This is a genomic window from Methylobacterium sp. A49B (assembly GCF_053346215.1).
Genome location: NZ_JBKFBO010000149.1, coordinates 82,603 through 101,684 on the forward strand (window position 1 = coordinate 82,603; position 19,082 = coordinate 101,684).

Consider the following 19,082-nt stretch of genomic DNA (forward strand, 5'->3'; position numbering starts at 1 on the left):
TTTCGGCGGCCGGGCTCCCCTCTCCCGACCCTCGCTGACGCGAGGGCCACCCTCCCCCGCAGAGGGGGGAGGGAGATCCGTGAGCGTGACCCGATGAACGCACCCGTCCTTACCCCAACCTACGACGTCGAGGCGATCCGCAGGGATTTCCCGATCCTGGGCCAGCAGGTCTACGGCAAGCCGCTCGTCTACCTCGACAACGCCGCCTCCGCGCAGAAGCCCCGGCAGGTGATCGACGCGATGGTCTCCTGCATGGAGACCGGCTACGCCAACGTCCACCGCGGCCTTCACTACATGGCGAACGCCGCCACCGAGGGCTTCGAGGGCGCGCGCGAGACCACGCGCCAGTTCCTCAACGCCGCCTCGACGGACGAGATCATCTTCACCCGCAACGCCACCGAGGCCTACAACCTCGTGGCCTCGTCGATGGGCTGGGCCGGCCTGATCGGGGAGGGGGACGAGATCATCCTCTCGATCATGGAGCACCACTCCAACATCGTGCCCTGGCACTTCCTGCGCGAGCGCCGGGGCGCCGTGATCAAGTGGGCGCCGGTGGACGACCAGGGCAATTTCCTGTTGGAGGAGTACGAGAAGCTGTTCTCGCCCCGGACCAAGATGGTGGCGATCACCCACATGTCGAACGTGCTCGGCACGGTGACGCCGGCCGCCGAAATCGTTCGGATCGCCCACGCCCACGGCGTGCCGGTTCTGCTCGACGGGGCGCAGAGTGCCGTGCACACGCCCGTCGACGTGCGGGCGCTGGATTGCGACTTCTTCGTCTTCACCGGCCACAAGGTCTACGGTCCGACCGGCATCGGCGTGCTGTACGGGAAAAAGGAATGGCTGGACCGCCTGCCGCCCTACCAGGGAGGCGGCGAGATGATCCGGACAGTCGCTGAGAACGCGATCACCTACAACGACCCGCCGCACAAGTTCGAGGCCGGCACCCCGGCGATCATCGAGGCAGTCGGACTCGGCGCCGCCCTCGAGTACATGATGACGCTCGGGCGCGACGCGATCGCCGCCCACGAGGCGAAGCTGACGGCCTACGCGCAGGAGCGGCTCGGGGCGATGAATTCCCTGCGCCTGATCGGCACCGCGCCCGGCAAGGGCGGTGTGATCGCCTTCGAGATGAAGGGGGCGCACGCCCACGACATCGCCACGGTGATCGACCGGCAGGGGGTCGCCGTGAGGGCCGGGACGCATTGCGCCATGCCGCTGCTCCAGCGGTTCGGCGTTACCTCGACCTGCCGCGCCTCGTTCGGGCTGTATAACACCACCGCCGAGATCGATGCCCTTGCCGAGGCGCTCGGCAGAGCAGAGATGCTGTTCACCTGATACGGGGATGAGGCTGGTCCCGCCTGTGCGGGCCCGGGGAGAGTGAAGCGATGAGCACCGACGCAACCATCACGGGCGGCATGAACGCCCCCGCCGTCGCCGGCGACTCGACGATCCCGCAGGCGGAGCTCGACCGCCTGACCGACGACATCGTCGCGGCGCTGAAGACCGTCTACGATCCCGAGATCCCGGCCGACATCTACGAGCTCGGCCTGATCTACAAGGTCGATATCGGGGACGACCGCAATGTCGCGATTGACATGACCCTCACGGCGCCCGGCTGCCCCGTGGCGGGCGAGATGCCCGGCTGGGTCGAGAACGCGGTGTCCGCCGTCCCAGGCGTGCAGTCCTGCGCGGTCACGATGGTGTTCGATCCGCCGTGGGACCAGAGCCGCATGTCGGACGAGGCTCGCGTCGCGCTCGACATGTGGTAGTCCGGCCTCCGGGGAGCGGGCGTCCCGGCTTGAGGGCGACGGCGTCGTAGATGTCGGCCAAGGGTTGGCCAAGGCGAAGCGGGCGCTGGCGCCCGTCGTCATCGTCGCGTGAGGGGCCGGCAGGCCGTCGACGAGGTCGTAGAGCCCGTCCTGACCGAGCGGCCAGGGGAAGAATTCGTCCGCGGTCCTGCGCGCTATCGGAGGACAGGCCGAACGTGCTCCGCGGGGAGCTGAGGCACGTGGGCATCGGCTCGGGAAGACCAGGCAACCGATACTGAAGATGACGGATCGACGCCGCAGGTTACAGGCAGCGTTCCGCGACGTTCTCAATCCTGCAGGCAATCTGGGGACAGCGTCCATCGACGGAGCCGTTAAGGCCGCGCTAACCACGCGGGCGCAGATCAGGTCTTGCCGCTTCGGCGCGGCGCCCTCCCTGACGCAGCTGGTGGAATCGAATGGCTTCGGGCTACGTGGTCGCGGCGTTCCTGGAGGCGGCCGGGCTGATCGGCCTCGTGATCGCCGCCATCAAGATCCGTGCGGAGCGGCAGGCGAAGGTGGCCGAACTCCGAAGCTATCTCCGATCCGGACAGATCGCTCCGTCCGCCGCCAACCCGCTTGGGTCGCCGCGAATAGCGGGTTCGGGCGGACGCGTGGTCGCGGTCCCCTTCGCGCCCGACCAGACCCGGACGTTGGACGCGCAGGTCTCGGCCGCCCGCTCGGCCCTGCGCCGCGCGATCACCCCCGGCGAACGCAGGGTGCGCGCCCATCTCGGCGCCGCCGTCAGCGCAGGATGATGTCCAGTCCGCTGCCGAACAGGACGACGGCGCTGAGCGTGAGCATGAACTTCAGATCTTCGATGCGGGCGCTCATGATCAGACCTTCGTGGACGTCAGCTTCGTTGCTGCTTGGGTAACGCATCATCACCCCATTAACGGATTTTTCGCGAGTCCTTTCAGCTTCCGTTAGGGATTTACAGACCGCTTCTGTTCATTAAGGTTGTTGAACGGTTAAGATTACGGTCGGCCGTTTTCCGGCGATCTCCCACGGGAAGGTTCCACGTCATGGATCAAGGGCGGACCGGCCCGGTGGCGCGCGGGATCGACTGGCTGTTTCGCGACCGGACGACAGGCGCCATCACGATCGCGCAGTGGCCGAACCTGCCGCTGTGGCTGTTCGGCGGCTTGACCCTGGCCGCGTGGAGCTCGGGCGGAACGGGTTCGCTCGCGTCCTGGCTCTCGGTCGGAGCCGATCTGGCCCTGACATGGTGGGCCCTCGATGAGTTGCTCCGCGGCGTGAATCCGTGGCGTCGCTTCCTCGGCGCCGCGACGCTCGTCGGCTTGGTCGCGCTCATCACGCTTCGGCGAGCAGCGTAGGATGCGGTCAGTCCGGTCGCGCAACCCCGATGACAGGATCGTCGCGTCCTATTCGGTCCATAACGGGCGACACGCAGATCGATACTGACTTCACCGCCTTGAAGCCGTGGCTTTCGACGTATGCAGACGACCGGTTCGACCCGTCCGACAACGGTACGAACATAACGGTAGGTTGCAGCCGAGCGGAATTTGTGAATGGTCGCGCTTGGCGCCGCTCGGAGCGGGACAGGTCTGCCGGGAAGCGATTTCCGGCGACGGGCTGAAGGAACGATGTTGAAGGAATCATGACGGACGCGGGTGGATCCGATCTGAAGAAGGCCGCTGCGGACGAGCGTGAGCGGCTGCTCGGAGAGATCGCCGGTGCGCTCAATATTCCGGTGATGGCCTTCCGGAGCCGGGTCTCATGGGCAGACGGCGCCACCGGGCCGAGCGCGTCGGAATGCGCGGCCCTGTTGGCGGCCTTCTCGCGCATCGCCGATCCCGAGCGCCGCAGCGCGTGCCTGGCGCTGGTAGAAGGTTTCGGAGAGTCGTCGGACTGTGGCGTCGCGGTGCGTCCGCGCACATCGGACCCGTGAGTGTTGGGTGCGCCGCGTGCTATAGGCCCGGCCGCGCCCGATGCGGGCCGCGCCGTCTGCTCACCCGAGCGGAGACGGGCGAGGCCGCGCTAGCCTCCGCTGATCCCAGGCCCTGATGCCGATCATTGCCATCTCGAAGCTGTCGAAGACCTACACGTCCGGCTTCACCGCCCTGCGGGACATCGACCTCGCCATCGAGCGCGGCGAGATCTTCGCGCTGCTGGGCCCGAACGGCGCCGGCAAGTCGACCCTGATCAACATCGTCTGCGGCATCGTCACGCCGAGTTCCGGCACGGTTCTGGTCGACGGGCACGACATCGCGGGCGATTACCGCGCGGCCCGCCGGGCAATCGGCCTCGTGCCGCAGGAACTGACCACCGACGCCTTCGAGACGGTGGTCAACACGGTCAGCTTCTCCCGGGGTCTCTTCGGGCTTCGGCCAGACCCGGGCCATATCGAGCGGATCCTGCGGGCGCTGTCCCTGTGGGAGAAGCGCGACAGCCGCCTGATGACCCTGTCGGGCGGCATGAAGCGCCGGGTGCTGATCGCCAAGGCGCTGTCGCACGAGCCCCGGGTGCTGTTCCTCGACGAGCCCACCGCGGGCGTCGACGTGGAGCTGCGCCAGGACATGTGGCGGCTCGTGCGCGAGCTGCGCCAGCAGGGCGTCACCGTCATCCTGACCACGCACTACATCGAGGAGGCCGAGGAGATGGCGGACCGCATCGGCGTGATCCGCCGGGGCGAGATCATCCTGGTGGAGGAGAAGGCCGCGCTGATGCGCAAGCTCGGGCGCAAGCAGCTGACGCTGCATCTCCAGCAGCCGATCCAGGCCATACCGCCGGAGCTGTCCGATTTCGAACTGGCCCTTGCGGGCAACGGAAGCGAGCTGGTCTACACCTACGACACGCGGGCCGAGCGCACCGGCATCACCGGGCTGCTCACGGGACTCGCCGCGGCGGGGATCCGCTTCAACGACCTCCATACCCAGCAGAGTTCGCTGGAGGACATCTTCGTGGGCCTCGTCCGCGAGGAGGGAGCATCGGCATGAGCGCGGCCTTCAGCATGAACTGGCCGGCGGTCCGGGCCATCTACCTGTTCGAGATGGGCCGCTTCTGGCGCACCGCCGGCCAGAGCATCCTGGCGCCGGTCATCTCCACGACCCTCTACTTCGTGGTGTTCGGCGCGGCGATCGGCTCCCGGGTCTCGGCGGTGGACGGCGTGCCCTACGGGCTGTTCATCGTGCCCGGCCTGATCATGCTCTCGCTGCTGACGCAGAGCATCTCCAACGCCTCGTTCGGCATCTACTTCCCGCGCTTCGCCGGCACGATCTACGAGATCCTCTCGGCGCCGATCTCGCCGCTCGAGGTGGTGCTGGGCTTCGTCGGGGCGGCGGCCTCGAAGTCGATCCTGATCGGCCTGATCATCCTGGCGACCTCCGCGCTGTTCGTGCCGCTGCGGATCGATCATCCGCTCTGGATGATCGGCTTCCTGCTGCTGACCGCGGTGACGTTCAGCCTGTTCGGCTTCGTCATCGGCCTCTGGGCGGACGGATTCGAGAAGCTGCAGCTGGTGCCGCTCCTCGTGGTGACGCCCCTGACATTCCTGGGCGGCAGCTTCTACGCCATCGGCATGCTGCCGCCGTTCTGGCACGCGGTGAGCCTGCTCAACCCGGTCGTATACCTGATCAGCGGCTTCCGCTGGGCGTTCTTCGGCAGCGCCGATGTCAGCATCGCCATCAGCCTCGGCATGACCGCCCTGTTCCTGTGCGTCTGCCTCGGTCTCGTCACCTACATCTTCCGCACCGGCTACCGGCTCAAGAGCTGACACGGAAACCGTTTGAACGGTTCGGGGGACGCATCCCCCGCCATCACGAGCACGGCGAAGTGACCCAGGGCCGCGCGAGCTTGGTGAGCGTGGCGCCGCCTGGATTGCTTCGCTTCACACGCCAGGATGGCGGTGCGGCAGCGATCAACCGCACCTGGTATGAAGCGTCAGGGCTGCGCTGCGAGAAACGCCAGCACGCCATCCCGATGCGGCTTGGCGCCGACCGCGGTGGAGTGGTCCTTGCCCTCGATCTCCAGCGCCCGCGCGTCCGGGATCAGGGCGGCGAGCGCCGGCCCGGAACCCGCGACCGTGTCGAGGGTGCCCACCGAGACGAGGACCGGCACCTCGATCTGGCCGAGTTCGGCCCGGCTCAGCGTCTGGCGCGAGCCGCGCATGCAGGCAGCGAGCGCCCGCAGGTCGCTGCGGGTCTGCTCGGCGAACATGCGGAAGGCGGCGGCGGTCGGGTTCGGGGCGGGCGTGCCGGCGGGCGCCTCCAGCGCCTCGGCGATGCCGGAGGGCAGGCCCTTGCCTTCGACCAGATGCATCCCGAGACCGCCGATCAGCGCCGAGCGAACCCTGTCCGCGTGGTCGAGGGCGATATGGGCGGTGATCCGCCCGCCCATCGAGTAGCCCATGATGTGGGCGCGTTCGATGCCGAGATGGTCGAGCAGCCGGATCGCGTCGCCCGCCATGGCCTCCGAGCTGTAGGCGGCCGGATCGTAGAGCTTCTCGCTCTCGCCGTGGCCGCGATTGTCCAGCGCGATCGCCCGGTAGCCGGCCTGCGTGAGGGCCTTCACCCACTGCGTGTTGACCCAGTTGACGGCATGGTTCGACGCGAAACCGTGGATCAGCAGGATCGGCTTGCCGGCCCCGTCCGCCGGCGGGACGTCGATATAGGCGATCCGCACGCCGTCGGAATTGAAGGACTCCATGCCGCGCAACCTGTGTTCCTGAAGCTCGGCCACGGCTTAGACCACGCGGGCGCGCCGGGGCAACGCGGATCGATCCGCTTGCGGGTCGGAGCGCCGGCTGGCAAACCGCCCCGGTCATGACGGACACCCAGCCCTACGGCACCTATGAACCGTCCGGCCTCGTGGCGGCGATCACCCGCCGCACGAACCGGATCCCGGCCGAGTCCTGGTACGGACGGCGCTTCGCGCTGTTCCTGCGCCGGATCGCCATCGCGCGCCTCGGCGGCAAGCCCCTCGACGTGACCCGCTACGGCGCGCGGATGCGGCTGCACCCGTACAACAACAATTGCGAGAAGAAGGTACTGTTCACGCCGCAATTCTTCGATCCGGAGGAGCGCGCGCTCCTGCAGGAACGGCTGCCGGACGATTGCGTCTTCCTCGACATCGGCGCGAATATCGGCGCGTACGCCCTGTGCGTCGCGGCCTTCTCGGGCCCAGCCGCCCGGATCGTCGCGGTCGAGCCGCAGCCCGACGTGTTCAACCGCCTGACCTACAACATCGCCCAGAACCCGTTCCACACGGTGAAGGCGGTGGCCTGTGCGGTGGCCGACAAGGCCGGCGAACTCACGCTGTTCATCGATCCCCGCAACCGCGGCGAGTCGAGCCTGCGCATCGTCGGCACCAACGAGGGGGCGCGCATCACCGTGCCGGCGGTGCCGCTCCTCGATCTCCTGCGCCGCGAGGGTCTGACCCGGGTCGACGCCATCAAGCTCGACGTGGAAGGCGCGGAGGACCTGATCCTGGAGCCGTTCCTCCGCGAGGCGCCGGAGTCCCTGCTGCCCAAGATCCTGTTGATCGAGAACGGCACCGGGCAGTGGCAGCTCGACCTGCCCACGCACCTCGAAGGCTACGGCTATCGCGAGATCTCGCGCTCGCGGCTGAACCTGATGTTCGAGCGGTCTGCAGTCAGGCCGGCGTGATCACAGGGATTGCATCGCTGACGGCCACACCCTCCGGCCCGACGGCGCATCGATAGGCCCGGACCTCCACGCCGGCGGCCCGCGCCTCCCGGAAGGCACGGTCGAAGACGGGGTCGATGTCCCGGGCGACGTCGAAGGCCTCCGCGTGCATCTGCACGACGATCACCACCAGAGCCCGTCCGCCCTCGACGACGACCTGGGCCAGATCCCGCATGTGGCGGGCGCTGCGGGCGGCCTTGCAGTCGGGAAACTCCGCCAGACCCGCTTGGCGCATCAGGTGGCAGTTCTTGACCTCCACATGGCAGGGACCGCCCTCCGCGCCGCTGGCCAGGAAGTCGACCCGGCTCGCCTGCGCGTAGCGGACCTCGGGCTTGAGCGTGTCGTGACCGGCCAGCGCCGTGATGATGCCGGCCCGGAAGGCCTCGGCCACCAGGGCGTTCGGGCGCAGCGTGTTGATGCCGACCCATTGCGGGCCACCGGGCAGATCCGCCTCCACCAGCTCCCAGGTCAACGGCAGCTTGCGCGCCGGATTGGTCGAGCGGGAGAGCAGCACCCGCCCGCCCGGCGCGTTCAGCCCGAGCATCGCGCCGGGGTTGGGGCAGTGCACGGTGACGCGGCCCTCTTCGGTATCGATGTCGGCCAGGAAGCGCTTGTAGCGCTGCACCAGCCGTCCCGGCACCAGCGGCGCGACGAACTGCATCGGGTCCTCGGGGTTCACGTAGTCGTGGGCTGCGGTCGCGCTATCTGCCTGCAGGACCCGCCCGACGCCAGAGCTCCATGAACCAGCCTTCCGATTCCGTCACCGCCGCGATCCTCGTCATCGGCGATGAGATCCTCTCGGGTCGCACCAAGGACAAGAACATCGGCACCATCGCCGACTTCCTCACCGCCGCCGGGATCGACCTGCGCGAGGTTCGGATCGTGCCCGACGAGGCCGCCATGATCGTCGAGGCGGTGAACGCCCTGCGGCAGCGCTACACCTACCTGTTCACCACCGGCGGGATCGGCCCCACACACGACGACATCACCGCCGATTGCGTGGCCCAGGCCTTCGGGGTCGGCATCGACGTCGACGAGCGGGCGCGGGCGATGCTGCTGGAGCGTCACAAGCCGGAAGACCTGAACGAGGCCCGCCTGCGCATGGCGCGGATCCCGTTCGGCGCGGATCTGATCGCCAACCCGGTCTCGAAGGCGCCGGGCTTCCGCATCGGCAACGTTCACGTCATGGCCGGCGTGCCGAGCATCATGCAGGCCATGCTCGACTCGGTCGCCCCGACCCTGAAGGGCGGCACCGCCATGCTGTCCGAGACGATCGAGGCGGCGGGGCTCCCCGAGGGCAGCTACGCGGGCGGCCTCGGCGAGATCGCCAAGACGCGGCCGGCCGTCTCGATCGGCTCGTATCCGGCGATCACGCCGGAAGGCTTCCGCAACCGGATCGTCGTGCGCAGCCGCGACAGCCTGGCCCTGGCGGAAGCGCGGGTCGCGGTCGAAGCCCTGCTGGCGCAGCTCTCGGCTTGAGACGTCATCATTCGATCGAGCGGGTTGCGTAGCGGAGCTGGGCGAATGGTGCGGGACAAGGACAAGCGCGCTGATCCGGAGGCGCGCCGCGATGAGCTGCTGAAGGAAGTCTCCGAGATCGGCCGGCCGGACGCCTACGTCCTTCACGAGGTCATCCGGCTCGAGGGCGACGAGGAGTTGCGGCGCCACGGCCTGGCGCTGTTCCTCTCGGCCTTCGCGGCGGGCCTCAGCATCGCCCTGTCGCTGATCGTCCCGGGCGTGCTGCGGAGCCACCTGCCGGAGACCGACTGGGCCAAGATCGTGAGCTCGATGGGCTACGCGGTCGGATTCCTGGTGGTTGTCCTCGGGCGCCAGCAGCTGTTCACCGAGAACACCATCACGCCGGTGCTGCCGCTGCTGCACGACCGCTCGGTGAAGACGGCGCTTCGGGTGATCCGGCTCTGGACCATCGTCCTGTGCGGCAACATCCTCGGCACGCTCGCGATCGCGACGCTCCTGGCCTTTTCCGGCGCCTTCGAGCCGCCGGTGCTCAAGGCGTTTGCGGAGATCAGCCACGACGCCATCGCGCACGGCTTCTGGTCGACGTTCGTGAAGGCGGTCTTCGCCGGCTGGATGATCGCCCTGATGGTCTGGTTCCTGCCGGCGACCGCGAGCGCAGCCCCCTTCGTGATCCTGCTGATGACGTGGCTGGTGGCGCTCTGCGGCCTCGCCCACATCGTGGCCGGCTCGGTCGAGGCCTTCTTCCTCGTGGTCACCGGGGCGGCGACGATGGGCGATTACGGCTTGAAGTTCTTCCTTCCCACCCTGCTGGGCAACACCTTTGGCGGTGCCGCGCTGGTGGCGGTGCTCAACTACGGCCAGGTTGCGCCGGAGGTGGAGGAGACCAAGGCGGTGGAGGGCGAGCGCCTCGACTGACCGGCGGGATCACACCGGCGGCATTGTCACGCCATTCTCGCGCGCGAAGCGACAGACCCGGCGCCACGCAGGCTTCAGCAAGCATTGCACCCCTGGATTGTTTCGCTCCGCTCGCCAAGACGGTGTCGAAGCGCCAAGCAACGACTGGGAGCCCGCTCAATCGAGTCGCACCGGCGGGCTGATCAGGTGGTCGAGGTCGTCGAGCAGCCACGTCATGGTCCCGCGCACCGGACCGTAGAGACCGATCTGGTGCTGCCGGTACAGCAGGTCGTGGGTCAGCCGGGCCGAGAGTCCGTTCAGGCGGCCGCCTCCGAACGTGTAGCGCCCGAGGGTGCCCCAACCGTTGAAATCGGCGAGCGAGACGATGGCGCCCTTCTCGACGTAGCGGAACGGCGGCAGATCCGTCGCGACCGAGCCGCCGCGGGCCAAGGCGCGGCCGAGATGGCGCGCGAGGTGCTGAGCCTGCTGGCGCGCGGCCTGCGCGGTCGCCGGGACGGGCTTGCCGGATTGCGGATCGTCGAGGCTGGCGCAGTCGCCCAAGGCGAGGATCGCCGGATCGCGGCTCGTGCGCAGGTCGGGCCCGACGACGAGCTGCCCGGTCCGCGAGCGCTCAAGGCCGTCGAGACCGGCGAGCACGTCCGGAGCCTTCACGCCCGCCGCCCAGACCTTCAGGCCGGCCGGAATGCGGCTTCCGTCCTTCAGGGAAAAGCCGTCCGCATCCGCCCCAGTGACCATCGCGTTCGTCCGCACCTCGACGGCGAGGTCCGACAAGGTGCGGGCGGCGGCTCGGGACACCTTCTCGGGAAAGGCCGGCAGGAGGCGGGCGCCGCTTTCGATCAGGGTCAGGCGCAGGCGGCGGGGCAGGTCGGGGGAGCCGTAGGCGGATAGCAGGTTGATGGCGTGCTTCAGCTCGGCGGCCAGCTCGACGCCGGTGGCGCCGCCGCCCACGATGGCGATCTCGAGCATGCCGCCCCGGTCGAGGCGCGCCAGCAGGTGGCGCCGGAGCTGATCGTGGAAATGCTCGGCCTCGGTCAGGTCGTCGATGGTCAGGCAATGCTCGGCCACGCCGGGCGTGCCGAAATCGTTCGCCCGGCTGCCGATGGCGAGGACGAGCAGGTCATAGGGCCGGTCGATCTCCGGGTGCCCCTCCGCCGCCTCCACGGCGAGCCGCACGCGCTTGGCTTGACGGTCGATCCCGACGAGGGTGCCCGGCTGGAAACGGAAACCGTTGCGCCGCGCCTGTGCGAAGAAATCGACCTTCTGCCGGTCGGCCCGAGCGGTGCCGGCCGCGAAGGTATGCAGCATCGGCTTCCAGACATGCGAGAGGCTGCGATCGGCCAGGGTCACGTCCGCCCGGCCGCCGCGCCCGAGGCTGGTGGCCACCTCGATGCCGGCGACGCCGCCGCCGACGATCACGATCCGCGCCCTGTCCGCCATGACCCCTCCGCCCGCTCCCGCGTCGGGAACACCGGTCAGGGCTCCGATGTTCGCCGCGGCCCACGCGGATTCACGTCATCGCGCGGACCGGGCTGCCAACCCGGCTCGCGGCACACCCGTCGGCACGGCTCCGACGAACCGCATCGCGCGCGAAAGCAGGGCTGTCCCATCATGAAAAAAGCCGCCCGGAGGCGGCTTTCTCGAACTCCGCGTCGTCGGCGGGCGACGTCAGGACCGCATCCGGGTCCGGACCTCACCGAGACTCGACCGGATCAGGCCCTGCGCGGCCTCGCCCTGCAGCCGCTCGCGCAGGATCGTCTCCGACACCTTGACGGCGGCCTCCGCGGCGGCGGCGCGCACCTGAGCCTCGGCCTGAGCCTCGGCCTGGGCAATCTTGGTCTCGGCGGCCTTGGTGCGGCGCGCGAGGAAATCGTCGAGCTTGCGGTGACCCTCCTCGGCGGCGCGCTTGGCCTCCTCGCGGGCGCTGGCGACGATCGACTCGGCCTCCTTCTCGGCCTCGGCCCGGCGGCGCTTGTAGTCGGCAAGCACGGCCGCCGCCTCCTCGCGCAGGCGCTTGGCCTCGTCGAGTTCGTGGCGGACGCGCTTGGCACGGCCGTCCAGGCCCTTGGTCATCGCCGAGAAGCCGCCGACCTTCCAGGCGATGCCCATGAAGATGACGAACGCGACGGCGACCCAGAATTCGGCTTCGAGCAGCATCGTGGGTTCCCGTCTAGTGTGCGGTGGCGTCGAGGGCGCGGTCGAGCGTGGCCCGATCGGGAGCCTGCCCGGTCAGACGCTCGACGATCGCGGAGGCCGCCTCGCCGGCGATCGAGCGGACGTTGCCCATGGCCGCCTCGGTCCGCGTGCGGATCGTCGCCTCGGAGGCGGAGAGCTTGGTGTTCAGCTCCTCCTCCAGCGCCTTGCGCTTGGTCTCGGCCTCGGCGGCCAGCTCGTTGCGGGTGGTCTGCGCGATGTCGCGCGCCTTGCCCTGAGCCTCCCGGAGGGCGGTCTCGAAAGCCACGCCGGCGGCATCCGCCTCGGCCTTCATCGCCTGCGCCTGATCCAGGTCGGCCCGCAGGCGCTCGGCGCGGGCGTGCAGGATCGACTGGATGCGCGGCAGCGCGATCTTGTCCATGAGATAGTAGAGGAGCCCGAAGGCCAGGGCGAGCCAGATCAGCTGCGCCAGGAAGCCGGAGGTCTCGAAGGGTGGAAAGGCCCCGGAATGCGCTTCCGTGTGCTCGGTATGGCCCGGCACGATCTGCGTGTCGGCGCCCGAGGGCGGCGTGGTGAGGGGATTGGGCTGCGCCATGAGACCGCTACACTGACACCGTTCGCTGTGCCACCGCAGAGCGGTGACGGAAGACGGCGGGCGCCCCGCCTGGGAGCGCCCACCCGTTCATCGGGCGGCTGCCCGAGGAGGCCGCGGCGACCGCGGCCTCCGGCGCCGATCAGACGGCGAAGAGCAGCAGCAGCGCGATCAGCAACGAGAAGATGCCGAGCGCCTCGGTGAGGGCGAAGCCCAGGAGCAGGGTGGCGCGCTGGCCGTCGGCCGCGGACGGGTTGCGAAGGGCGCCGGCGAGGAACTGACCGAACAGGTTGCCGAGGCCGATGCCCGCACCCGCCATGCCGAGGCAGGCGAGGCCGGCGCCGATGTACTTCGCAGCGACGGGATCCATGGTAACTCCTAGGGTCTCTTCAGAACGAAACGTGCGGTGACGTTTGCGGCGGGTGGAGCCGGCCGGTTTTAGTGGCCGGGGTGAAGGGCGTCGTTGAGGTAGATCGCCGTCAGCGTCGCGAAGACGTAGGCCTGAAGCGCCGCAACGAGGAACTCGAGGGCGGTCAGCGCGATCGTCAGGAACAGCGGGAGCGGCGATAGCACGCTCCAGGCGCCCGCGAGAAGAAGCTGGACCACGAAGAACGCGAAGATCTTCATCGCGATGTGGCCGGCCAACATGTTGGCGAACAGACGAACCGACAGGCTGATCGGGCGCGAGATGAACGAGATCACCTCGATCGGCACCAGGATCGCCAGCAGCGGCTTCGGCACGCCCGACGGCACGAACAGGCCGAAGAAGTGGGTGCCGTGCTTCATCACGCCGAAGATCACCACCGTGGAGATCACCAGCGCGGCGAGGCCGAAGGTGATGATCAGGTGGCTGGTCACCGCGAAGGCGTAGGGGATCATCCCGAACAGGTTCAGGACGAGCACGAACATGAACAGGGAGAAGACCAGCGGCAGGAACCGCTTGCCGCCGTCGCCGGTGGCTTGGTGCACCGTGTCGGCGATGAACTCGTAGAAGATCTCCGCCAGGGACTGCATCCGGCCCGGCACGACCGAGCGGGAGGCCGTCGCCACGATGGTGATCAGCGCGATCACCCCGACGGCGGCGAACATGTACAGGGCCGATTGCGTGAACGCGAGCTGCTGATGGCCGATATGGCCCAGCGATACGAGCGGCTTCAGCTCGAACTGATGGATCGGGTCGATCGTGACCGCCATTCCCGCTTCCGCCCTTCTTGTCCCGCGCCGACACGTGCCGGCCGCCCCACATGCCCTATCGAACGGCGCGCCTTAGGGCTCCTGCCGATCGCGCCGTACCGGACGCGCGGCGGCGAAACCCGACACGCGCATCACGTTGTAGACCCCCGCGACGAACCCCAGCATCAAGAGGACGATCAGGCCCCAGGGCTTCGTCCCGAAGACATGATCGACGATCCAGCCGAGTATGCCCCCCGCGATCACGCCCGCGACGAACTCCGTGGAGAGCGTCATGGCTTGGCCGAGCGAGGAGGATCCGCCGTTCCGAGGGCGCGAGGAAGGATCGGGAGCAGCCTGCGGCCGCTTCCGTTCGATCTGCGTCTCGAGACGTCGGAGCCTCGCGGAGAGTTCGCTGTCCGTCGGCGTCTGCGCGGTCCCTTCCCCGTCCCTCGGGTCGTCGCCGTTCACGGCTCAAAACTCATCGGGCGGGAGGATCTGGAACCGGCTGGACACCCCCAGCAAGCGGGGCGCACCATAGTTTCGCCTATCTTGAGTGTCAAGGCGAACCCCATACACAGTAAGTCTTTGATTTTGAGTTGGTATTTCAGCTTGGAGCGACGCGCCGGAGCCGCGCTTCGTGCGGCGCTCCGGCCGGGCGATCAGGCGCCGATGAGCGGCTTGATCACCTTCTCCATGCCCTCGACCGTCATCTCGCCGGTGTAGCGCTCGCCGTTGATGAAGAAGGTCGGCGTGGAATCGACCTTGAACACGTCGAGCCCGCGCTGCTTCACGGTGTTGACCGCGCTGTAGACCTTCTGGTCCTTCAGGCAGGCCTCGAAGGTCTGCTTGTTGTAGCCGGCCTGCCGCAGCATCTGCTCCAGGGCGTCCACAGGCTTCGGCGTGAAGGCCCAGCCTTGCTGCTGGTCGAACAACAGGTCGGTGATCGGATAGTACTTGGAGTCGCCCTCGCAGCGCGCGAGCATGAAGGCCGCGGTGGCCAGCGGGTCGAGGGGGAACTCCCGGAGCGTGAACCGCACCTTGCCGGTGTCGATGTAGCGCTCCTTCAGGGTCGGCCAGGTATTCCGGTGGAAGGCGGCGCAATGCGAGCAGGTCATCGAGGCGTACTCGATGATCGTGCACTTGGCGTCGGCCGGGCCGAGCCAGACGTCGCCCAGCGGCCCCGGCTGCAGCAGCGCGGCCATGTCGGCATTCTGCGCCTGGGCGCCGCGGGACAGATAGGGCAGGGCGAGGCCGGCGCCGAGGGCGAGGCCGGAGTACTTGAGAGCGTCGCGTCGCGTCGTCATCGGGCAGGCTCCGCCGCATTGGACAGTTTTGGCGTTCCGATGCCGGTACTCGGGCGCGGCCGTCCTGGCAAGGCGGCCGAATCGACCGTTCACCGCTCCGGACGCGTCGCCACCGCAGCGGTGCCGAGGCGGTCGAGGGCCGCGCGCAGTCCGTCATCGGCGATCTCCGCCACGGCGCGCCGGACCTCGCCGGCGGCGGTCGGGTCGATCCGCGCGCGTGACGGCACGCGGCTGCCGCGCCCGACCCGATCCTGCTGCAGTACGATCCGGGCAACGCAGGCCCAGCCGTAATGGGCGTTGATCCGCTGGATCACCACCGGCGCGAGATGCTGGAGTTCGAGGGCGAAGACACCCTCGACGCGCACCACGAGGGTGCCGGAATCCGGGGTGCCGGAATCCTTGCGGCGGCGCTTCGGCCATTCGAGCTTGGACGGCCGGCAGTAGCGGGCGAGCCGCTCGCCGACGATCTCCGGCCAGGCGGCCAGGATGTCGGTCGAGGCGAAGCCCTGCGCCGCGAAGGCTGGCCCGATGCAACTTTCGATCAGCTCGGCCAGCGGTTTGACGCGCGCCATGATGGTTCCGGCCCTGTGGATCCGCGAAGGTTAGCGCAGGATGGTTGACGAAGGGAGGACGCGCCGGCGCTTTCGCCGCCCTATGATCGCCCATCCCCTCCGGCTATGCAGCCCGCACCCATGCCGACTCGCACAGACCCGGATCCCGAGCCCGGTCCCGGACCGCGCGCCGACGACCTGCTCGCCTGGTACGACCGGCACCGGCGCGTGCTGCCGTGGCGGGCGCTGGCCGGCGAGGTGCCCGATCCCTACCGGGTCTGGCTCTCCGAGGTGATGCTGCAGCAGACCACCATCGCGGCGGTCCGTCCGTATTTCGAGCGCTTCCTGACCCGGTTTTCCGACGTGTTCGCCTTGGCCGACGCCCCCGAGGAGGCGGTGATGTCGGCCTGGGCCGGGCTCGGCTACTATTCCCGCGCGCGCAATCTCCACGCCTGCGCCAAGGCGGTGGCGGCGGCGGGCGGCCGGTTTCCCGACACGGCCGAGGGCCTGCGCAAACTGCCGGGCATCGGCGCCTACACGGCGGGGGCCATCGCGGCGATCGCCTTCGACCGGCCTGAGGCCGCCGTCGACGGTAACGTCGAGCGGGTCTTGAGCCGCGCTTACGCGGTGGAGACGCCGCTCCCGGGCAGCCGACCGGAGATCCGGCGCCTGACGCAGGCGCTGGTGCCCGCGGACCGGCCGGGCGACTTCGCGCAGGCGCTCATGGATCTCGGCGCGACGATCTGCACGCCCAAGCGCCCCGCCTGCGCGCTCTGTCCGTGGATGCGGCCCTGCCGCGCCCGTTCGCTCGGCACGCAGGAGACGTTCCCACGCAAGATCAGGGTGGCCAAGGGCGCGCTGCGCCGCGGCGCGGCCTTCGTGGCGATTCGCAGCGGTGACGAGGCGGTGCTTCTGCGGACCCGCCCGCCCGAGGGACTTCTCGGCAACATGGCCGAGCCGCCGGGCAGCGCCTGGGAGGCGGATTACGATCCCGCGGCCGCGCTCTTGGACGCGCCTCTCGACGCCCGCTGGAAGCGGCTTCCGGGGCTCGTCCGCCACGGCTTCACGCATTTCCCGCTGGAGCTGACGGTGTTCGCGGCCCGGGTGGCGCTGTCGACGCCGGCGCCTCCCGGCATGCGCTTCACGCCGCGCGCGGCCCTCGACGACGAGCCGCTGCCCGGCCTGATGCGCAAGGTCCTGGCCCACGCCTTCGATCCGAAGCCGGAGCCCGAGAAGAAGCCGCGCGGACGCCCCAGGAAGGAGCCGCCGCCGATGCCGCTGCTCGCGGCGATGGAGCCGCCGGTGTCCATGCCGGATCCTGAGCCGCGCCCCAGCGTACGCGCCGTGCCGAAGCCGCGGCCGAAGGCGCCGCCGACGCCGCCGCCCGAGGCGGACGAACTGTTCGAAGGTGAGGTCGAGCCGCCCGCCGCTCCGGCAGCGCCGCGACGCCGGGGACCGGCGCGAAAACGGTCGTGAACCCGTCACGCCCCCACTCCGGAGCTTGCCGGGGACGAGAGCCCGGAACGACGGCACCCGGGCGATACGGTCCTCGATCGAGACCTTGCGCCGATGCCATCCTCTCCGTCATCGCGAGCGTAGCGAAGCGACCCGGGCCGGCGCGACGTCCGACATCGTCGCGCTGAGCGGATTGCTTCGCAGTCCTGGCAAAGGCGGCGGCGATTCAGCCGTTCGCCATCGCTTGGCGGAGACCGGCCCGGTAAGTGTCGATCACCACGGGCTTTCCGCCGCGCTCGACGTGCCAGAAGGTCCAGCCGTTGCAGGCCGGCAACCCCTGGACCAGGGCGCCGATCTTGTGGATCGAGCCGATGACGAGGCCGTTGTCGAGTTGCCCGTCCGGACGCACCGTGGCGCGGAAGCAGCGGCGCTCGTCGGTGACGGTCTCGCCGGGCCGGATATGACCCGCTTCGATCACCGACAGGAACGGCACACGCGGCTCGGCGCGCTTGGTCGGCGCCACCATCAGAGCCGCCCTCGACAGCGTCTCCACGGCAGCGATCCGCGTGCGGGCGGCCTCGGCGTAGGTCGCCTCGCGCTCGATGCCGATGAAGCGGCGGCCGAGGCGCTTGGCGACGGCGCCCGTCGTGCCGGTGCCGAAGAACGGGTCGAGCACCACGTCGCCGGGGTTGGTCGCCGCCAGCAGGGTCCGGGCGAGCAGGGCCTCGGGCTTCTGCGTCGGATGGACCTTGTGCCCGGTCGCATCCTTCAACCGCTCTTCGCCGGTGCAGAGGGGGATGAACCAGTCCGAGCGCATCTGGAGGTCCTCGTTGCCTCCTTTGAGCGCCTCGTAATGGAAGGTGTAGCCCTTCGATTCCGCCGAGCGGGACGCCCAGATCAGGGTCTCGTGGGCGTTGGTGAAGCGCTTGCCGCGGAAGTTCGGCATCGGGTTGGCCTTGCGCCAGACGATGTCGTTGAGGATCCAGTAACCGAGATCCTGCAACGCGCTCCCGACCCGGAAGATGTTGTGGTATGACCCGATCACCCAGAGGGTCGCGTTCGGCTTCATCACGCGGCGGCAGGCGGCGAGCCAGTCCCGGGTGAAGGCATCATAGGCCTCGAAGGTCGCGAACTTGTCCCAGTCGTCGTCGACCGCGTCGACGCGGCTCTGGTCCGGGCGCAGGAGGCCGGCCTCGCCGAGCTGAAGGTTGTAAGGCGGATCCGCGAAGACGCAGTCGACGCTCGACGCCGGCAGGGCGTTCATGGCGGCGATGCAGTCCCCGACGAGAACCTGGTCGAGGGGCAGGGAACGCTGGGCGGGTACGAGACCCATCCGTGGCGCCGACGCGGGCCGCCCGGCACGCGAGACCTGTTTCCGGGCGACGACGTCGGCAGCCACGGTACGCGGGGAAGCCATGGCAAACACCGGTTACGCGACTGACCGGCAGACCATGCCCCGGTTACGGTAAAGGTCGCGTTGTCGAATTTGCTTGGCGCACGTCCCGTTCTGGGGCTGCAGTTTTTGCCGAGCTTGGAACTGGATACCCGCCTACGCATTGATGCCACGCCCGCAGCGCGTCGGTTCGCTGGATCGCGGACGTGTCGCCGCATCCCGACGCCGCTCCTTCCCGCATCCACCCGGCAGCGGTGCGCCTCGCGGCGACGGGATCCGCGGAAGCGGTCTGCGGCGCCTTGGGTCCACCTGAGCGGGATGCAGGGTCACCCTCAGCGCAGGGCTTAGGATTTATGACCTATGAGGCGCTATTCGTGCCTCATTTTACGAACATCTTGCCGATTACGCGTTTCGACTTTCCGAGACATTTTTCCAAGATAAACCGGAAAAGTTCCGCAACAATTGCGCATGTAATCAGCATAGGCCGAAAAATCGGGCCCTAAACGCGATCGCGGTCGACCGCGAAGACCCGCCTTATTCCGGCCGATTTCCGAAACGACTGGCGCCGTCCCGAAAAAACAAGGGAATGCGCAAA

At 68.9% G+C, this 19,082-nt stretch carries 22 protein-coding genes; 11 read left to right on the forward strand and 11 right to left on the reverse strand.

From position 1 onward, the window contains the following. Nucleotides 1-93: 93 nt before the first annotated feature. From ACLBX9_RS31440 to ACLBX9_RS31470, 7 genes are all read left to right on the forward strand, one after another. Entirely contained in the window at nucleotides 94-1,338 is a 1,245-nt protein-coding gene (locus tag ACLBX9_RS31440; RefSeq protein ID WP_447721663.1) for a cysteine desulfurase, read from the forward strand. Between the two features lie 50 nt (nucleotides 1,339-1,388). Then, nucleotides 1,389-1,772, forward strand: a complete 384-nt coding sequence (locus ACLBX9_RS31445; protein WP_010685953.1) for an SUF system Fe-S cluster assembly protein — start codon at nucleotides 1,389-1,391, stop codon at nucleotides 1,770-1,772. Nucleotides 1,773-2,227: 455 nt separating this feature from the next. Beyond that, a complete protein-coding gene (locus ACLBX9_RS31450; RefSeq protein WP_010685952.1) occupies nucleotides 2,228-2,566 on the forward strand; it encodes a hypothetical protein in 339 nt (112 codons plus the stop codon). A gap of 267 nt (nucleotides 2,567-2,833) precedes the next feature. Beyond that, nucleotides 2,834-3,145: a hypothetical protein gene (locus ACLBX9_RS31455; RefSeq protein WP_010685950.1), complete on the forward strand. Its 312-nt coding sequence runs from the start codon at nucleotides 2,834-2,836 to the stop codon at nucleotides 3,143-3,145. A gap of 284 nt (nucleotides 3,146-3,429) precedes the next feature. Continuing rightward, entirely contained in the window at nucleotides 3,430-3,720 is a 291-nt protein-coding gene (locus ACLBX9_RS31460; RefSeq protein WP_010685949.1) for a hypothetical protein, read from the forward strand. 112 nt (nucleotides 3,721-3,832) lie between these two features. Beyond that, on the forward strand, nucleotides 3,833-4,768 hold the full coding sequence (locus ACLBX9_RS31465; protein ID WP_039894209.1) for an ABC transporter ATP-binding protein: 936 nt from the start codon (nucleotides 3,833-3,835) through the stop codon (nucleotides 4,766-4,768). Between the two features lie 14 nt (nucleotides 4,769-4,782). Then, nucleotides 4,783-5,544, forward strand: a complete 762-nt coding sequence (locus ACLBX9_RS31470; RefSeq protein WP_039894235.1) for an ABC transporter permease — start codon at nucleotides 4,783-4,785, stop codon at nucleotides 5,542-5,544. A 167-nt stretch (nucleotides 5,545-5,711) separates the two neighbouring features. Here the strand turns inward: ACLBX9_RS31470 and ACLBX9_RS31475 are convergent, their stop codons facing one another. After that, a complete protein-coding gene (locus ACLBX9_RS31475) occupies nucleotides 5,712-6,476 on the reverse strand; it encodes an alpha/beta fold hydrolase (protein ID WP_447721664.1) in 765 nt (254 codons plus the stop codon). A 116-nt stretch (nucleotides 6,477-6,592) separates the two neighbouring features. Between ACLBX9_RS31475 and ACLBX9_RS31480 the strand changes: the two genes are divergently transcribed. Beyond that, nucleotides 6,593-7,435 carry an FkbM family methyltransferase gene (locus ACLBX9_RS31480; protein ID WP_447721665.1) on the forward strand — a complete coding sequence of 281 codons (843 nt, stop codon included), beginning with the start codon at nucleotides 6,593-6,595 and terminating at the stop codon, nucleotides 7,433-7,435. Here ACLBX9_RS31480 and sfsA read toward each other — a convergent pair. Continuing rightward, a complete protein-coding gene (gene sfsA, locus ACLBX9_RS31485; protein ID WP_447721666.1) occupies nucleotides 7,422-8,135 on the reverse strand; it encodes a DNA/RNA nuclease SfsA in 714 nt (237 codons plus the stop codon). The genes ACLBX9_RS31480 and sfsA overlap by 14 nt on opposite strands. 77 nt (nucleotides 8,136-8,212) lie before the next feature. Here sfsA and ACLBX9_RS31490 point away from each other — a divergent pair, with 77 nt between their 5' ends. Both ACLBX9_RS31490 and ACLBX9_RS31495 read left to right on the forward strand, forming a co-directional pair. Further along, a complete protein-coding gene (locus tag ACLBX9_RS31490) occupies nucleotides 8,213-8,953 on the forward strand; it encodes a competence/damage-inducible protein A (protein ID WP_447721667.1) in 741 nt (246 codons plus the stop codon). Between the two features lie 45 nt (nucleotides 8,954-8,998). Continuing rightward, complete coding sequence (locus tag ACLBX9_RS31495) at nucleotides 8,999-9,868, forward strand: formate/nitrite transporter family protein (protein WP_447721668.1); 870 nt, start codon at nucleotides 8,999-9,001, stop codon at nucleotides 9,866-9,868. Between the two features lie 156 nt (nucleotides 9,869-10,024). Here ACLBX9_RS31495 and ACLBX9_RS31500 read toward each other — a convergent pair whose 3' ends face one another. The 8 genes from ACLBX9_RS31500 to ACLBX9_RS31535 all read right to left on the reverse strand — a co-directional run bounded on the left by ACLBX9_RS31500 (nucleotide 10,025) and on the right by ACLBX9_RS31535 (nucleotide 15,660). Further along, complete coding sequence (locus ACLBX9_RS31500; protein ID WP_447721669.1) at nucleotides 10,025-11,305, reverse strand: NAD(P)/FAD-dependent oxidoreductase; 1,281 nt, start codon at nucleotides 11,303-11,305, stop codon at nucleotides 10,025-10,027. Between the two features lie 228 nt (nucleotides 11,306-11,533). Then, on the reverse strand, nucleotides 11,534-12,019 hold the full coding sequence (locus tag ACLBX9_RS31505) for a F0F1 ATP synthase subunit B family protein (protein WP_191991963.1): 486 nt from the start codon (nucleotides 12,017-12,019) through the stop codon (nucleotides 11,534-11,536). A 16-nt stretch (nucleotides 12,020-12,035) separates the two neighbouring features. Continuing rightward, entirely contained in the window at nucleotides 12,036-12,614 is a 579-nt protein-coding gene (locus ACLBX9_RS31510) for a F0F1 ATP synthase subunit B family protein (protein WP_010685939.1), read from the reverse strand. Nucleotides 12,615-12,753: 139 nt separating this feature from the next. Continuing rightward, a complete protein-coding gene (locus ACLBX9_RS31515) occupies nucleotides 12,754-12,981 on the reverse strand; it encodes a F0F1 ATP synthase subunit C (protein WP_007566773.1) in 228 nt (75 codons plus the stop codon). Between the two features lie 68 nt (nucleotides 12,982-13,049). Next, nucleotides 13,050-13,805 carry a F0F1 ATP synthase subunit A gene (locus ACLBX9_RS31520; protein ID WP_010685938.1) on the reverse strand — a complete coding sequence of 252 codons (756 nt, stop codon included), beginning with the start codon at nucleotides 13,803-13,805 and terminating at the stop codon, nucleotides 13,050-13,052. A gap of 72 nt (nucleotides 13,806-13,877) precedes the next feature. Beyond that, on the reverse strand, nucleotides 13,878-14,252 hold the full coding sequence (locus ACLBX9_RS31525; protein WP_039894233.1) for an AtpZ/AtpI family protein: 375 nt from the start codon (nucleotides 14,250-14,252) through the stop codon (nucleotides 13,878-13,880). 191 nt (nucleotides 14,253-14,443) lie between these two features. Next, the gene (locus ACLBX9_RS31530; RefSeq protein WP_010685936.1) at nucleotides 14,444-15,088 is read right to left on the reverse strand and encodes a DsbA family protein; all 645 of its coding nucleotides are present in this window, start codon (nucleotides 15,086-15,088) and stop codon (nucleotides 14,444-14,446) included. Between the two features lie 89 nt (nucleotides 15,089-15,177). Beyond that, nucleotides 15,178-15,660 carry a DUF721 domain-containing protein gene (locus ACLBX9_RS31535; RefSeq protein ID WP_010685935.1) on the reverse strand — a complete coding sequence of 161 codons (483 nt, stop codon included), beginning with the start codon at nucleotides 15,658-15,660 and terminating at the stop codon, nucleotides 15,178-15,180. A 120-nt stretch (nucleotides 15,661-15,780) separates the two neighbouring features. Between ACLBX9_RS31535 and mutY the strand changes: the two genes are divergently transcribed. After that, nucleotides 15,781-17,115 (forward strand): A/G-specific adenine glycosylase, encoded by a 1,335-nt coding sequence (mutY, locus tag ACLBX9_RS31540; protein ID WP_447721670.1) that lies wholly within the window; start codon nucleotides 15,781-15,783, stop codon nucleotides 17,113-17,115. A 205-nt stretch (nucleotides 17,116-17,320) separates the two neighbouring features. On the opposite strand, the gene ACLBX9_RS31545 is transcribed toward mutY, so the two are convergent. After that, complete coding sequence (locus ACLBX9_RS31545) at nucleotides 17,321-18,511, reverse strand: DNA methyltransferase (protein WP_447721671.1); 1,191 nt, start codon at nucleotides 18,509-18,511, stop codon at nucleotides 17,321-17,323. Between the last annotated feature and the right edge of the window lie 571 nt (nucleotides 18,512-19,082).